Origin of the sequence: Angelakisella massiliensis (genome assembly GCF_900104675.1) — a bacterium.
Taxonomy (GTDB): Bacteria; Bacillota; Clostridia; order Oscillospirales; family Ruminococcaceae; genus Angelakisella; species Angelakisella massiliensis.
In genome coordinates, this window is the sequence record NZ_LT629944.1 from 60,521 (window position 1) to 75,624 (window position 15,104).

General features: G+C 54.1%; 12 protein-coding genes. 2 read left to right on the plus strand and 10 right to left on the minus strand.

The annotated features are described in order from the left end of the window. Positions 1 to 354: 354 nt before the first annotated feature. Genes BQ5383_RS00690 through BQ5383_RS00710 form a run of 5 tightly spaced genes read right to left on the minus strand, consistent with a single transcriptional unit; the run spans position 355 to position 5,748 of the window. A complete protein-coding gene (locus tag BQ5383_RS00690; protein WP_071428898.1) occupies positions 355 to 2,313 on the minus strand; it encodes a bifunctional 4-hydroxy-3-methylbut-2-enyl diphosphate reductase/30S ribosomal protein S1 in 1,959 nt (652 codons plus the stop codon). Then, a complete protein-coding gene (locus BQ5383_RS00695) occupies positions 2,310 to 2,921 on the minus strand; it encodes a lysophospholipid acyltransferase family protein (protein WP_071428899.1) in 612 nt (203 codons plus the stop codon). Before BQ5383_RS00695 ends, BQ5383_RS00690 begins: the two co-directional genes overlap by 4 nt. A 15-nt stretch (positions 2,922 to 2,936) precedes the next feature. Beyond that, positions 2,937 to 3,611: a (d)CMP kinase gene (gene cmk, locus BQ5383_RS00700; protein ID WP_071428900.1), complete on the minus strand. Its 675-nt coding sequence runs from the start codon at positions 3,609 to 3,611 to the stop codon at positions 2,937 to 2,939. Beyond that, positions 3,608 to 4,861, minus strand: a complete 1,254-nt coding sequence (locus tag BQ5383_RS00705; protein ID WP_071428901.1) for a BaiN/RdsA family NAD(P)/FAD-dependent oxidoreductase — start codon at positions 4,859 to 4,861, stop codon at positions 3,608 to 3,610. The genes cmk and BQ5383_RS00705 overlap by 4 nt, the downstream gene beginning before the upstream one ends. Further along, on the minus strand, positions 4,858 to 5,748 hold the full coding sequence (locus BQ5383_RS00710; protein WP_071428902.1) for a MurR/RpiR family transcriptional regulator: 891 nt from the start codon (positions 5,746 to 5,748) through the stop codon (positions 4,858 to 4,860). The genes BQ5383_RS00705 and BQ5383_RS00710 overlap by 4 nt, the downstream gene beginning before the upstream one ends. Positions 5,749 to 5,782: 34 nt before the next feature. Between BQ5383_RS00710 and BQ5383_RS00715 the strand changes: the two genes are divergently transcribed. Together BQ5383_RS00715 and bilQ are read left to right on the plus strand one after the other, a co-directional pair. After that, complete coding sequence (locus tag BQ5383_RS00715; protein WP_071428903.1) at positions 5,783 to 6,175, plus strand: hypothetical protein; 393 nt, start codon at positions 5,783 to 5,785, stop codon at positions 6,173 to 6,175. 51 nt (positions 6,176 to 6,226) lie between these two features. Further along, positions 6,227 to 6,715, plus strand: a complete 489-nt coding sequence (gene bilQ / locus BQ5383_RS00720) for a bilirubin utilization transcriptional regulator BilQ (protein ID WP_071428904.1) — start codon at positions 6,227 to 6,229, stop codon at positions 6,713 to 6,715. Between the two features lie 266 nt (positions 6,716 to 6,981). On the opposite strand, the gene BQ5383_RS00725 is transcribed toward bilQ, so the two are convergent. From BQ5383_RS00725 to secA, 5 genes are all read right to left on the minus strand, one after another. Beyond that, positions 6,982 to 7,776, minus strand: a complete 795-nt coding sequence (locus BQ5383_RS00725; RefSeq protein ID WP_071428905.1) for a hypothetical protein — start codon at positions 7,774 to 7,776, stop codon at positions 6,982 to 6,984. A gap of 239 nt (positions 7,777 to 8,015) precedes the next feature. Beyond that, complete coding sequence (locus BQ5383_RS00730; protein WP_071428906.1) at positions 8,016 to 9,125, minus strand: HD domain-containing phosphohydrolase; 1,110 nt, start codon at positions 9,123 to 9,125, stop codon at positions 8,016 to 8,018. Positions 9,126 to 9,169: 44 nt separating this feature from the next. Continuing rightward, entirely contained in the window at positions 9,170 to 9,523 is a 354-nt protein-coding gene (locus BQ5383_RS00735) for an Hpt domain-containing protein (protein WP_071428907.1), read from the minus strand. 28 nt (positions 9,524 to 9,551) lie between these two features. Then, entirely contained in the window at positions 9,552 to 12,113 is a 2,562-nt protein-coding gene (locus BQ5383_RS00740; protein ID WP_071428908.1) for an ATP-binding protein, read from the minus strand. Between the two features lie 192 nt (positions 12,114 to 12,305). Beyond that, entirely contained in the window at positions 12,306 to 15,032 is a 2,727-nt protein-coding gene (gene secA, locus BQ5383_RS00745; protein ID WP_071428909.1) for a preprotein translocase subunit SecA, read from the minus strand. Between the last annotated feature and the right edge of the window lie 72 nt (positions 15,033 to 15,104).

The window sequence follows — 15,104 nt, forward strand, 5'->3', positions numbered from 1 at the left end:
TTCAACCGCTTTTCCGCCTTGCCGGAAAGGGCCGGGATTCATCAAAAAGAAGGGAAAGCCCAAAATCCGCAGCTGTCCCCCCAACCACAAAACGTTTACCAAGGTGAAAGAAAGGGGTCTGCAGTGCGGCAGGAATGCGATGCGTGTGCGCTGATGCGGAACATCAAAAAGCTGTGATAAAAACAGAAAAATATATTTTAATAGAGCTTCACCCAACTATGACAAAAAGGGATTCCCCATACATATCGTACAGGGAATCCCTTTATTCAGCTTACTTCAAGCTCGCTCCGCCTATGGCCCGCCTTTGTTTATGAAAGCAGGTCATCTGACAGCACCGCCTGAAACAAAGGAAGATTACTCCTCGACAGGAGCTTCCTCAGCGGCAGTGTCCTCGTCCTGAAGGAGAGCCTTGATGGACAGGCTGGCGCGCTTTCTGTCATAGTCCAGCTCAGTGATCTTGGCCTGAACCTCATCGCCCACCTTCAGCTTGTCGGAGACCTTCTCCACACGCTCACGGGCGATCTGAGAAATATGAATCAGACCATCGATGCCGGGAATGATCTGGGCAAAAGCACCGAAAGCAGTGATGGACATGATCTTGACGGTGACCACATCGCCCACCTGATGGAGGGTCTTGATCTTCTCCCAGGGATTGTCCTCGGCCTTCTTGTAGATGAGGGAAACTTTCTTCTCCTCGGGATCCAGATCCTTGACGGTCACGGTGACCACATCGCCGATGGAAACAACCTCAGAGGGATGCTTGACCCGCAGCCAGGTCAGATCGGACAGACCAATGCGGCCATCCACACCACCCAGGTCCACAAACACGCCGAAGTTGGTGATGCTCTTGACGGTACCGGTGTACTGCTTGCCGATTTCAACATTCTCCCAGAATGCCTTGGCCAGCTCCTTGCGCTGCTCACGGATGACAGCGCTGATGGAGCCCAGAGCCCGGCGGCGCTGACGATTGGTCTCCAGGATCTTGAAGGAAACTTCCTTACGCAGCAGGGTGTTCAGATCGCCATCGCGGGGAACACCGGACTGAGAAGCGGGAATGAAAACCTTCACGCCGTTGGAAAGAACCAGAACGCCGCCCTTGATGACCTCGGTGACGATACCGGTGAGGATCTCTCCGGTCTCGCCGGCGTTCATGACCTTTTCAAAGCCGGCGGCAGCATCCAGACGTCTCTTGGAAAGCATGGTGGTGCCTTCCACATCGTTGACCCGGACGACCAGCAGCTCGATCTCGTCGCCTACCTTGACCAGATCCTCCGCCTTGGCGTTGGGATCGTCGGTCAGTTCATGGAGCGGAACATAACCGGCGTGCTTGGTACCGATGTCCACAGAGATCTCGTTGGGCTTAATGCCGGTGACGATACCTGTTACCTTCTCCCCGTTATATGTACTTTTGAAAGATTGCTCCAGCATCTCCTCGAAAGTCATGTCGTTGTTGATGTTATCCAGTCTGCTCATGGATTTTTGAACCTCCTTAATTATACAAGCCGGGGTCGAAGCACCGGCAGTAATTCCAATGATACGCGCGGCATGGAAAAGATTGCGAAACGGTTCAAGCTCTTCCGCCTCCTCCACCAATACCGTGGGGCAGTGTCCCTGGCAAATCTGGTACAGCTTCAGGGTGTTGGAGCTGTGCCTGCCGCCGATGACGACCATGGCGTCCGCTTGCCGGGCCAGCGTTTCCGCTTCTTCCTGCCTGACAACAGTGGCTTTACATATTGTATCAAATATCTTGAGATTTGTACACACTTTTTTTGCGCTTTCCGTGGATTTCTTCCATTCTGACAAGCGAAATGTTGTCTGCGCTGCCATTATATAGGAATAATCACCTTTATTTTCCAGTTCCTGCAACTTTTCCATCAATTCTTCCGCTGTCTGGAAGATGATACAGGGCTGATTGCAATGGCCCGCAATACCCACGACCTCGGGATGTGTGGGGTCGCCCGCCAGTAAAATCATGGTTCCTTCCGGCTGCTGCGCCACCAGCCGGTGAATTTTCTGAACGAAGGGACAGGTGGCATCCTTCCACTGAAGACCCCGGTTTTCCAGCTGCCGGTAAATTTCCGGCGGCACGCCATGGGCTCGGATCACCACCCGTGCACCGTCCGGAATCTCCGCTACAGTGTCATAGCTGCGGACCCCTTTTTCCTCCAGGTCCCGGGTGACGAAGGGATTGTGGATCACGGGCCCCAGCGTCGCCACTGTTCCGCCCAGGGCCGCCTCTTGATAGGTCATCTCCACCGCCCGGCTGACGCCAAAACAAAAGCCCGCTGACTTGGCGGTAATGATCTGTCTCATGACTGCTCCTCCGGGGGCAGCTCCATCATGTCGATGATCCGTCCCATCACCAGCTTGCTGACCCGCTTGAGAGAAGCGGTGCCCTGATCATCTCCAAAGCCCAGCTCCTCATATGGGATGGGTTTGCCGTATTTTACCCGAATGGGGCGGCGGTGAAGACCAGTCTTTTTTTCATATACCACCGCACAGGGAATGATCCCCGCTCCAGTGGCCCGGGCAATGAGCGCCATGCCGGACTTGGGGCGCAGCGGCTTGCCATCTGGAGAGCGGGTTCCCTCCGGGAAAATGCCCAGCAGACCGCCCCGACGGATCACTTCCTCCGAGCGGGTGATGGCGTTGGAATCTCCCGTCCCCCGGTCTACCGAAATCACACCCAGCAGATTCATCAGGCACCGGAGAAAGACATTGCTGAACAGCTCAGCCTTTCCCATAAAGTTGATCTGCCGCCGCATTCCCTGAGCCAAAAGCACCGGATCCCACATAGAGCGATGGTTGCAGGCGACGATGTATCCCCCCTGCTCCGGAAGGTTCTCCTGGCCGATATAAGTAACGTCCACCAGAAAAAATCGGACAATGGTGGTAACCCACTTGGCAAAACGATAAAACATAACGGTGGACTCCTTTCAGCGGACCTGATTCAGTTTTTCCCCAATGATGGAGGCCAGCAGCTCCACCGATCCCTGAAAATCCAGCTCTGTGGTATCCGCCAGAACGGCATCCTCCGCCTGACGCAAGGGAGCCGTCTCACGGTGAGAATCCCGATAATCCCGCTCCTTCACCTCCGCCAGAACGGTATCGTAATCGGTATCGATCCCCTTGGCCATCAGCTCCTTATAGCGGCGCATGGCCCGAGCCTCAGGAGCGGCGGTGAGAAAAATCTTGATGGAAGCATCCGGCAGCACCACGGTTCCAATATCCCGTCCATCCATGATCACCGGATTTTCCCGGGCCAGCTTCCGCTGCTGTTCCAGCAGAAAGGCCCGTACTTCCGGGATGGCGGATACCGCCGAGGAAGCTCTGGAAGCCTCGGGGGTGCGGATGGCTTCAGAGACATCCTCCTCCCCCAGAAAGATCCGCTGTCCTTCCGGGCTGAACTTCAGTGTGATCTGTACCTCCGGCAGCCGTGGAATCACCTGCGCCCCATCGGCGGGGTCCAGTCCCTGGCGGAGCATATACAGCCCCACAGCCCGATACAGGGCTCCTGTATCCACGTGGATCAGAGAAAAACGTTTTGCCAGCTCCTTGGCAATGGAGCTCTTTCCCGCTCCGGCGGGACCATCCAACGCAACAGCGATCATTTTTTCATTCCTCGTTTCTCAAGTATTGCCTGGGCCGCCTGCCAGGCAGTGGAAAATGCAATCTGTAAATTATAGCCGCCAGTATAGGCATCCACATCCAGCACCTCCCCGGCGAAATAAAGACCGGGACAGAGTTTGGACGCCATGGTGGACGGGTCCACCTCCCTGACCGATACTCCGCCGCTGGTGACCACAGCCTCCTCTATGGGCCGCAGCCCCTTGGGAGTGAGGGGAAATGCCTTCACCAGCTGCTCCAGCCGCTGCCGCTGGGCCCGTGTCACCTGATTTGCTTTCAGTTCCCCCGGCAGTTCCGCCGCGCGGAGCATCACCGGAACCATGGTTCTGGGCAGCAGCAGCCCCAGCAGATTTCCCAGGGCTTTATTGGGGTTTTCCCCCAGATCCCGCAGCAGACGGGCATCCAGCTGCTCCAGGGTCAGCCCCGGTTTCAGATCGATGGTCAGCCGATACCGGTCCGCCGGCCCCTTCATATAGGAGGAGGCAGACAGCACCAGCGGGCCGGAAACGCCGAAGTGGGTAAAAAGCATCTCTCCCAGCTCACTGTACAGGGGCTTCTTCTTTCCTTCCTCCCAAAGGGTGAGGGTGACGTTCTTGAGGGACAGACCCATCATGTCAGCGCAACAGCTCTCCCGGCAGAGAATGGGGATCAGGGAGGGGCGCAGTGGAGTGATGGTATGCCCTGCCTGCCGGGCCAGCTCATAACCGCTGCCGTCGCTGCCGGTAGCGGGATAACTCTTGCCCCCGGTGGCCAGCAGCACCGCCTGTCCACGGAACTCCCGGCCATCCTCCAGCGCTGCCCCCACCGCCCGGCCATCCTCCAGCAGCAGGCGGGAAACCTTGCCGCAGACCAGGGAAACATCCCCCTGGCGGATCAGGCGTGTCAGAGCGTCCACAATATCCCTGGCGCTGTCGGAAACAGGAAAGACCCGGTTGCCCCGCTCGGTCTTGAGGGGGACCCCCAGGCTTTCAAACAGTTCCATCGTCGCGCTGGGAGGAAATCCCCAGATGGCGCTGGTGAGAAATTTGGGATTCTGGCGGACATTCTTGAGGAAATCCTCCGGGGAACAGTTGTTGGTGAGATTGCAGCGGCCCTTGCCTGTGACCAGTATCTTTCTGGCAGGGCGTTCCCGGGTCTCCAGCACCCGCACCTTCAGCCCCTCCCTGGCAGCAAGACCGGCAGCGGTAAGGCCCGCGGCCCCACCGCCTATGACAATCAGATCATCCTGCTTCATTCCTTCTCCCCGGTTCCATCTGTTTTTTCATAAACGTTATACTCATCCCAAATCTTCTCCAATGTGGCATAGGTCTTGGAGATTTCATCCTTCTTCCGCAGACCCACAGCCACGATCAGGGCATTGATCAGGCTCAGCGGAGCGACAAGCGAATCCACAAAGGAGGCCATATCACTGCGGGCGAACAGCATCAGATCCGCCACCTCCGCCAAAGGAGCGGAAGCGCAGTCGGTGATAGCGATAACAGTGGCCCCCTGGCTCTTGGCAAACTTGGCCGCCTTCAGGGTCCGCTGAGAGTAACGGGGAAAGCTGATGGCGATGAGCACATCCCCTTTCTGGACCCGAACCATCTGCTCAAAGACCTCGCTGCTGCTGTTGTTGCTGACATTGCGGACATGGGCAAAGATATGATTGAAGTAAAAGGTCAGAAAGTTTGCCAGCATATTGGAGCTGCGGATACCCAGGATATAGATTTCCCTGGCAGCGGTAATGGATTCCACCACCTGGCCAAAAACATCCCGGGGCATATCCTCCAGCGTACGGCGGATCTTTTCCGCGTCCAGGTTCATCACTTTGGAGAGCACATCGGCATTGCCGATCTGTCCATCTATAATTTCCATCCGCTGGACGGTGGTCAGCCGGTTGCGAATAATTTCCTGCAAATTTTTCTGAAGCTGAGGATATCCCTCAAAACCCACCTCTGTTGCGAAGCGCACCACAGTGGATTCGCTGACACCTACCGTATCCCCCAAGCGGGAAGCGGTCATAAAAGCCGCTTTGTCATAATGTTCCGTGATAAACTTACCGATTCTCTTCTGCCCCTTTGAAAAATGAGGCATTTCCCGCTCGATTTTGAGCAGCAGATCGTTGGTCATATTGTTCTCCATTCCGCTCTTCTCCCAACGAGGAAGGGCATTTTATTTGCATCTGGCAGACCTCGCCCGCTTTTTCCTTTTGGGCAAATCCAAAGAAAAAAGCAAGTTGGCGCTGTCCCCATCCGTTATTCCCTATCATCATACCGGAAAAAAAGGCGAAAATCAAGAAAAACCCTGTTATTGTCACAAAAAATTGCAGGAGTTTTTCTCTTTTCCTGCATTTCAGTGTTTTTTCACTGGGATTTTGACTTTTAAAAGCTTCTGCCCATTCATTTCAAAAGCGTTTGACCATGGCGAAAAATCATGGTATAATAGCCAAAAAGTGGGTTTCATGCCGGTTTTGCGCTCTGTGGATCGCCGCCGGCACCTTTCATGTCTTTTGATGGACGCTGGAGCTGCGGCTGCTTTCATTTTTTCAGAATGTATGGGCCGGCCATGACCATTGTGATTACAGCACTGTTTATTATTTTCCTTTGAAAGGAGCTTTCCCGTGCAACACACCCTGTCCTACCATATTATCTGCCTTCAGAAGGACTTTGTACGTTTCTGCAACACCCGTTTGGGTGAAATGGGGCTGTCCAGAGGACTGCTGTTTTTCCTCATTTACATAGGCAAACACCCTGGCTGCTCCCATACCGCTTTATCCCGGGCATTGGGAATGGATACCGGCCACACCACCCGTTCCATTGCCAAGCTGGTGGAAACCGGCTTTGCCATTCGGGAACCCAATCCCTCCGACCGCCGGGGACTGGTCCTTCATCTGACCCCCAAGGGAGAGGAAACCTTTCACAAAATCTATGAGCTGTTTGTGGAGTGGGATGAGCTGGTCTTTGGTCATCTGGCTTCACAGCAGCGTGAGGATTTGACCTTGCTCCTGGATGAGGTTCTTACCCGCCGTCTGGAAAGCCATCCGGGATTGTTCGAGCCGGATCATTCCGGCCTGGAACAGGATGAGCTTCAGCCCCAGCATCTGCTTTGAACACCGGAATGATCTCAGTCCGTCTAAAACAAAATCATTAAAGCAACGCCCCCTGTGCAGTTTTTTGCCTGTACAGAGGGCGTTTTGAATTAACAAAACAGTTTTTCTTTTCTGAGATTTTTCCAAGATACTGCCGGTCTGCGCAGACCGCTTTCAAAAGAGAGCTTTCCCATCTCCGCTTTCCATCGTTTTTATCCTGTCTGAAAACACACCTGCTGCATATCCGTGGCTCATGCTCAATCCGTTGTTTTGAGTCATTTTCCCCATCAAAGTCCCATGGACAAAAGGGACAGTGTCAGCGAAGTCATCAGCCCTTTGGGCAGCTGAAACCAGCACGGAGGCAGCTCTCCCCATGTAATGGAGGCATAGTTCTGATAAAAGCTCACCTGATAGCCGCTGCCTTGGGCATGGGCCAATTCTGAGCCTGTTTTTTCCGGCTGCTGAGGCAAAAATCCCCACTGCTGCTGAAAATTCAAAGCCTCCCGCAGCTGTTGCGCCTTCTCCTGGGTCAACGCAGCTGAAAACTCCTTCCCCATGGCTGAGACTGTTACTTCACCTTTGAGCATAAGTTCCATTGTACGCTCCGGGTCCAGATACTGGGCCCCCAAAGCCGCCTGCTCTTGCAATGCTGTCAGCAGCTTTTCCCAGGTTCCCGACTCCGTTTGCCACAAAAGCTTTTTCTCCTCATCGGCAGCCATACCCTCCGGCAGCAAAAGCAAAGATATTTCACCGCTCTCCAGTGTCATCTGGGAAGGCTGTTCCGCTTCCACCTGGCTGTACTCCTCCGGTTTCCACTCCCATGGTTCGATCTCCTCCCACAGCTGCTGCGCCTCAGTGGAGGCAAGATTGATAAAATCCTGTGGCAGCACATCGGGAAGCGTCCCCTGGGGCACTGTGATCGTCATTTTCTCCCCATTCAGTGTCTCCGGCAGAAGGCTTTGCTCCTCCATAACGCTTTGGGGCTCCTGGGAATGGGAGGATGGAGTTTCCAATTCCTTCATCTGTACAGCAGCGCAGCCTGTAAGAAGCAGCGCCAGCAGTAAAACCACTTGCTTTTTCATCACTGGATTCTCCTTTCGGTCCCAAGGATTTCCAAGGGCTTTTTTTCAATTTTGTCCAGCAAAAGAAGGTTTCATACACTCCTCATCCCAATTTCCCCAGATGAAAGTATGTATATTGCAAAACAAAAGCGGCGGAATTTCTCCAGCCGCCAGATTTTTGCTTCTCCTTTTCCTGCGTGCCGCAAATGAGAGCGATGCCCTTTGAGAAACTGCGGCACAGCCCCATAAAACAGTCCCTGTCAGGCTCCCGCCTTCTCTCCTATCACAGTCTGAAAAGCCTTCAGCAAATTGGGATTGAAAGCGCCGCACTGTCCTCCCATAATCATCCCAAAGGCTTCCTGCTGTGTAAAGGGAAGCTTGTAACACCGCTCATTGGTCAGGGCGTCATAAACATCCGCCAGTGACACCACCTGGGCCCAAATGGAGATTTCCTCCCCCCGCAGGCCATCGGGATATCCCTTGCCGTCCCACCGCTCATGGTGATGGCGGCAGATGTCATAAGCATACTGATAAATTGGATTATCCTTGCTTTTTGGAATCTTCTCCAAAAGCTCACATCCCTTGATGGTATGGGTCTTCATTACCTCAAATTCCTCGGGGGTCAGCCTGCCCGGCTTGTTGAGGATGCTGTCAGGAATGGAGATTTTTCCCACATCGTGCATAATGGCGGCGGTTGCGATCTGCTCAATCTGCTCATCTGTGAAGGCGCAGCCCTCAAAGCCTCCCTCCCGAAGGCCCTCAAGCAGCTGCACTGTCAGATCATGTATCCGCTGAACATGCTCTCCCGATTCGCAGTCCCGAAACTCGATGGCTGTGGAGAGCGCTTCAATGATGGAAAGGTTCAGCTCCTGAATTTCCCGGGCCTGGATTTCCAGTTTTTCTTCCTGCCGGTTGACCAGGCTGCTCAAACGTTCTCTGGCTTGATACAGCTCCACCACGCTGCTGACACGCCGCCGCAGAAAATAGGGCACTACAGGTTTGCTGATAATATCCATCACACCCATATCATAGCCCTGACGCATTTTTTTCTCACTGCAATCCGCTGTGATAATGAATACCGGCACACGGGACAGCAGCTGCCGCTGATAAAGCTCCTCCAACAGCTGGAACCCATCCATCACCGGCATTACCACATCCAGCAGCACTGCCGCGATGGCGTCGGGATCCCGGCAAATGATTTCCAACGCCTGCTGGCCATTTTCCGCCTCCAGCAGGTCATAGTCTTCCCGGAAAGCTTCGCATAAAATAGCCCGGTTCAGCTCCATGTCATCCACTACCAAAATGGTGTTTCTTCCATGGCGCTGTGTCTGATGTTTGTCCTCTGCTTCTTCCAGAGCTCTTGCTATCATCCTTTACTCCGTTCCCCAGGGCTTTTCCCTGGCCATGTATTGATTTATCCTTCCAGCTGCCCGATGATCCGGCACGCTGACTCAAAAGCTTCTCTGACGGCAGGCATCAGCTGGGGCAGCTGCTCTGTCCGGCCCTGCCGCACTGCCACAACCACAGCGTCACAGGCAAAGCGCAGCTCCTCCAGGCCCAGATTTGCCGCCACCCCTTTGAGCGTATGAGCACTCATCTCCACCATTTTCCAATCCTTTGCCGCCATGGCGTCCTCCAGCTGCCGGAAAGTGGGATCTCCAGGCAGTCTGGTGAGAAAACGCATCAGCAGCTGCTCCTGTCCCCCAAAGCGGGACAGCGTGGTCTTCAAATCCATTTTCAGACTATCGGCTGCTTGTTCCAATTTCATTTTGCTTCCTCCTCGCCTTGTGTGTTCTTTATTTCATGGCCTTTTCATCCAGGTAAGTCAACAGTGTTTTATGCAGCACATCAAATTCAATGGGTTTGGAAATATGGGCGTTCATACCCGCTTTGGCCGTATCCGCCATATCCTCGGAAAAGGCGTTTGCCGTCACGGCGATGATGGGGATCCGCCCACTGTCCTCCCGTGCCATGGCCCGAATGGTCCGGGCAGCGGTACAGCCATCCATGACCGGCATCTGCATATCCATCAAAATCAGCTGGAAATATCCCGGGGGAGAATTTTCAAAGGCGTCCACCGCCTCCTGCCCGTTCCAAGCCCTTGTAACCTCCAGACCATGCATCTTCAGCAGCTCTTCGGCAATCTCCATATTGATGGCGTTATCTTCCACCAGCAATATCCGTTTGCCGGAAAAATCTTCTTGCTGTCCCAATGTGGAAAGTTCTTCGTGCTCCCTTTCCCCCGCTTGCTCTCTGGATACCCGCAGCGGTATGGTAACAACAAAGGTGCTGCCCTTTCCCAATTTGCTTTCCACACTGATCTGTCCGCCCATCTGCGTAACCAGTGTATGAACGATGGGCATTCCCAATCCGGTTCCTATCACATTAGCGGCCCCAAAACGTTCCTCACGCTCATAGGGAACAAAGATCCGGCGGCAGAACTCTTCGCTCATCCCCTTGCCTGTATCCCATACCGTCAGCTGATAAACCATTTTATCCTGATCGTTCCCGGAAAGCTGGCACAGCCGCACACCCACCTTGTCTCCGGGGCTGGTATATTTGACGGCGTTGGACAACAAGTTGTTGAGCACCTGATCCAGACGCATGGCGTCTGCACAAACAGTCCGGTCCTTCAGTTGGATCTCTACGGTCAGTTCCTTGTTTTGGTCATGTAATTGTTCCTGGAACAGCTCCACGCACTGCTGTACCTGATGTTCCAGGTTCAAAGGCTCCTCTTTAAAATTGTAGCCGCCGCTTTCCAGCTTGGACAGATCCAGCAGATCATTGATCAGCAGCAGCAAATGCTTGCTGGAATCGTTGATTTTACGAAAATAATCGGTATTTTTCTCTTGTGAATCCCCTTCCCGCAGCGCCAGCCCGGACAAACCGATAATGGCGTTGAGGGGGGTCCTCATGTCGTGGGAAATGCGGGAAAAAAACTGATTGCGGGAATCCATACTGCGGTGCGCCATTTCCAGCGATTCCTGGAGAAGGCGGTTTTTTTCAATCTCAGACACTTTTCTGGCGTTGATCTTTTTAAAAGCAAGGATCGCCTGTCCCCGGGAAAGGGCCTTGTCAAACAGCAGCTGAATGTTCACCCACTCATAATGGTTTCCAAAGCGCCTGCGGAAATCTCCGCCAAAACCGTTGCTGTCCTCCTCCACCAGCTTGCGGATATTTTCCAGGCTGAAGGTTTCAGCCAAAGATTGTTCCATATCAGGATGGATCACACTCTCAATGACCTCCAGCAGATGTTCATACCTGTCACTCTGCTGCAATTTGGGAAGAAGATCCTCCGCCGGACGAAAAATCTGGAATGTTCCCGCGTCCATGTCAATGAGGAACATGGCGTAGAACATATTGCTCAACGCCTGAATAACGCTCTCATACTGCTTATTCTTTTCCTCACTGGCCCGCTGCAGCAGAAAGGCCGCTACCGCCAGTGCCAAATAGAGCAGAAGAACTCCGGAAAAGAAGAACAGCATCAATCTGGCATTGGCAAGAAGCTTGGCATAGGGAATGGTAATAACAGAAACCCAGCCAAAATCTGTGGTATAAGAATAAATTCCCTGTTTTCGCCCCTGGGGATCCAGCACATAGCTTTCAGGATCAGCGGCAGCGCCCTGCTGCGCCTCCTCAAACAGATAGCTTACATATTCCTCCCCCATATTCTGATCGTCCACATGATTGCCGGCATAAGAAAGCAGGGTACCCTTGGCATCATAAATGGTCCAGAGGGAGCCTTCCGGGAGGCTTTCCAAATCGCTGCCCCGGTTTTTATCCACCATATACAGATCAATGGCCACTACATCATCAGAATTGTCAATTGTCCGGGACAAGGTAACCACCAGATTGCCGGTTACCACATCGATATAGGCATCTGTATAAGCCACTTCTCCCCGATTCTCCAACGCGTTCTGATACCACTGGGTAGAAGCCGCGTCATAGGTGGCGTCTCCCTCCCAATAGGTACCGGCCAGCAGCTGACCATCCACATAGCAATAAATATCCGTGTCGGCAATATCCAGCGACTGCTTCATGTACACCAGATATTCCTCCAGCCATTGGGTAATCCGGGCGGCTGCGGCATTTTCTTTTTTCATGGCGTCAATGGCTCTGGCAGCATTATCAAGGGCAAACTGATGCTTCATTCCCTGATTTTCCAGGTCTCTGGCCAATCTGGCCGCTACCTCGCTTCCGGCCAACTGAGCGTTTTGAAACTGCGACTGGGTGACAATATACAGTCCCACAAAACCTACAAGAAAAACTATGATCAGGAATGCATAGTTGAGCCGCAGCTGCCTGAGACCGCTGGCAAACAGCCCAGCAATTACACTCTTTTTTCTCCCTTTTCTCACCCTTCTGCCCGTCTCCTTTACTGTGCATCTGGAACAATTATACACATTTCCCCCACTGTGCACAAGAAAAACGCCTTTCTCTTTCTGTTTTCCTTTCAGCATTGCTTACAGCAAGCAAAAAAGCGGCGGGGGAAAATCCCCCGCCGCTTTCCTGCTTTATTCGGTTTTATTGTCAGCCAGGCTGAGCCTTACTCAGCGTCCGCAGCAATGTTTATACTTTTTGCCGCTGCCGCAGGGGCAGGGATCATTCCGTCCCACCTTGGCGCCCTTGCGGACAGGTTTACGGGCCTCGCTGCCATCAGTAGTGGCTACTGTGGGCTTTGCCACCTGTTCCCGCTTGACCGGCTCCTCCTTCTTCAGACGGATGAGCATCAGCTGCTTGACGGTGTCCTCCTTGATGGATTCGGTCATCTGCTCAAACATCTCGAAGCCTTCCATTCGGTACTCGATGACAGGATCCCGCTGGCCGATGCTCCGCAGGCCGATGCCCCGCTTCAGCTCCTCCATAGCGTCAATGTGGTCCATCCACTTGGTATCCACATTCCGCAGCAGCAGCATCCGCTCAATCTCCCGCATCAGCTCGGAACCGAACATCTGCTCCTTTTCACCATAAATCTTCATGGCCCGGTCGATGAGGGTTTGGCGGATCTGTTCCCGATCCACCTGCTCCAGCTGAGCGGTATCATACCGGAAGTCGGTGGGAACTGTCAGCCAGCCCAGATAATAGTCCCGCAGACCATCCAGATTCCATTCATCCTTGGGAACATTCTCCAGCAGATACTGGTCAACGCTGGTGGCAATGGTCTCCTCGATCATGGTGCGGATATTGCTGCTGATATCCTCGCCGTCCAGCACCTTTTTCCGCTGGCCGTAGATGATCTCTCTCTGACGGTTCATCACATCGTCATACTGAAGAACGTTTTTACGGATCTGGAAGTTGCGTCCCTCAATCTTGCTCTGAGAAGATTCAATGGTATTGGAGAGGAATTTGTTTTCAATAGGCATATCCTCATCCACGCCCAGGCTGTCCATCATGGACTGGACCCGCTCGCCGCCGAACAGGCGCATCAGGTCATCCTCCAGGGAAATGATGAACCGGGTCTCACCGGGATCTCCCTGACGTCCGGCACGGCCGCGGAGCTGATTGTCGATCCGGCGGGATTCATGGCGCTCGGTGCCCAGAATGAACAATCCGCCCACTTCCCGTACCTTTTCGGCTTCGGGGGCGATTTTGGCCTTATGGGCCGCCAGCAGCTCCTGGAACCGCTTCCGGGCCTCCAGGATCTCCTGGTTATCAGTATCACCGAAGGCTGTGGCCTCCTCAATAAGCTCATCGGCCATTCCTTCCCGGCGCAGGTCCGCTTTGGCCAGATACTCGGCGTTACCGCCCAGCATGATATCGGTACCACGGCCGGCCATATTGGTGGAAATGGTCACTGCTCCCAGCTTACCGGCCTGAGCGACGATCTCCGCTTCCTTCTCATGATACTTGGCGTTGAGGACCTCATGCTGGATTCCGCGGCGCCGGAGCATATTGGAGAGGATCTCCGACTTTTCAATGGAAACGGTACCCACCAGAATGGGCTGGCCTTTCTGATGGCACTCCACGATGGTCTCGATGGCGGCGTTGAATTTACCCTTCTCGGTCTTGTAAACCACATCAGGATGATCTTTCCGGATCAACGGCTTGTTGGTGGGGATCTCCACCACATCCAGACGGTAGATCTCCCGGAACTCGTCCGCCTCGGTCATGGCGGTACCGGTCATACCGGAAAGCTTGTCATACATCCGGAAAAAGTTCTGGAAGGTGATGGTGGCCAGGGTCTTGCTCTCCCGCTGCACACCGACCCCCTCCTTGGCCTCAATGGCCTGATGGAGTCCTTCATTATAGCGGCGGCCGATCATCAGACGGCCGGTGAACTCATCGACGATGATCACCTGGCCATCCTTGACCACATAGTCCACATCCTTCTGCATCACGCCCCGGGCCTTGATGGCCTGGTTGATGTGGTGGGCCAGGGTCAGGTTTTCCGGATCGTTGAGACTGTCGATATGGAAATATTCCTCCGCCTTTTGGGCGCCTCTGGGAGTGATGGTGGCGGTGCGGGCCTTCTCATCCACGATATAGTCCGCCTCGATGTCGTCCTGCTCCTCCTTGGCGTCCACTTCCTTGACCTTCATCATCTTCAGGGTCTTGGCAAAACGGTCCGCCTGCTCATAAAGATCGGTGGATTTGTCCCCCTGGCCGGAGATGATCAAAGGAGTACGGGCCTCGTCGATGAGGATGGAGTCCACCTCGTCCACGATGGCGTAATTGAATCCCCGCTGGACCAGGTTCTGTTTGTAAACCACCATGTTGTCCCGCAGGTAATCGAAACCGAATTCGTTGTTGGTACCATAGGTAATATCGGCGGCATAGGCGGCACGCTTTTCATCCTGCTCCATTCCGCTGACCACCAGGCCCACTGTCAGGCCCATCCACCGGTACAGCTTGCCCATCCACTCACTGTCGCGGCGGGCCAGGTAATCGTTGACAGTAACGATATGCACGCCTTTGCCGGACAAAGCGTTGAGGTAGGCGGGAAGGGTGGCCACCAGGGTCTTGCCTTCACCGGTCTTCATCTCCGCGATGCGTCCCTGATGCAAAATGATACCGCCGATGACCTGTACCGGAAAGTGCTTCATTTCCAGCACACGCCAGGCAGCCTCCCGGCAGGCGGCAAAGGCCTCCGGCAGGATATCGTCCAGAGTCTCCCCCGCCGCCAGGCGCTCCTTGAGCCGGGGGGTCATGGCCTTCAGCTCATCATCGCTCATGGCGGAGAATTTATCCTCCAACGCCAGCACAGCGTTGACCTTGGGCTGTATCCGTTTGAGCTCCTTCTCCGAATAGGAACCGAACAGCTTTTCCAAAAATCCCATCTGTGAGATCACCTCATGATTCTCTCGCCATCAGCGGCAGCGCCCCGTCCGGCGGTATTTTGCGGGCCAAAG

Excerpts from the sequence above, each read along its gene's own strand:
- BQ5383_RS00710 (WP_071428902.1), bottom strand. The coding sequence starts at position 5,748 with ATGGAGAACAATATGACCAACGATCTGCTGCTCAAAATCGAGCGGGAA.
- BQ5383_RS00730 (WP_071428906.1), bottom strand. The coding sequence starts at position 9,125 with ATGATAGCAAGAGCTCTGGAAGAAGCAGAGGACAAACATCAGACACAG.
- BQ5383_RS00735 (WP_071428907.1), bottom strand. The coding sequence starts at position 9,523 with ATGAAATTGGAACAAGCAGCCGATAGTCTGAAAATGGATTTGAAGACC.
- BQ5383_RS00690 (WP_071428898.1), bottom strand. The coding sequence starts at position 2,313 with ATGAGACAGATCATTACCGCCAAGTCAGCGGGCTTTTGTTTTGGCGTC.
- BQ5383_RS00705 (WP_071428901.1), bottom strand. The coding sequence starts at position 4,861 with ATGAAGCAGGATGATCTGATTGTCATAGGCGGTGGGGCCGCGGGCCTT.
- cmk (WP_071428900.1), bottom strand. The coding sequence starts at position 3,611 with ATGATCGCTGTTGCGTTGGATGGTCCCGCCGGAGCGGGAAAGAGCTCC.
- BQ5383_RS00725 (WP_071428905.1), bottom strand. The coding sequence starts at position 7,776 with ATGAAAAAGCAAGTGGTTTTACTGCTGGCGCTGCTTCTTACAGGCTGC.
- secA (WP_071428909.1), bottom strand. The coding sequence starts at position 15,032 with ATGGGATTTTTGGAAAAGCTGTTCGGTTCCTATTCGGAGAAGGAGCTC.
- BQ5383_RS00695 (WP_071428899.1), bottom strand. The coding sequence starts at position 2,921 with ATGTTTTATCGTTTTGCCAAGTGGGTTACCACCATTGTCCGATTTTTT.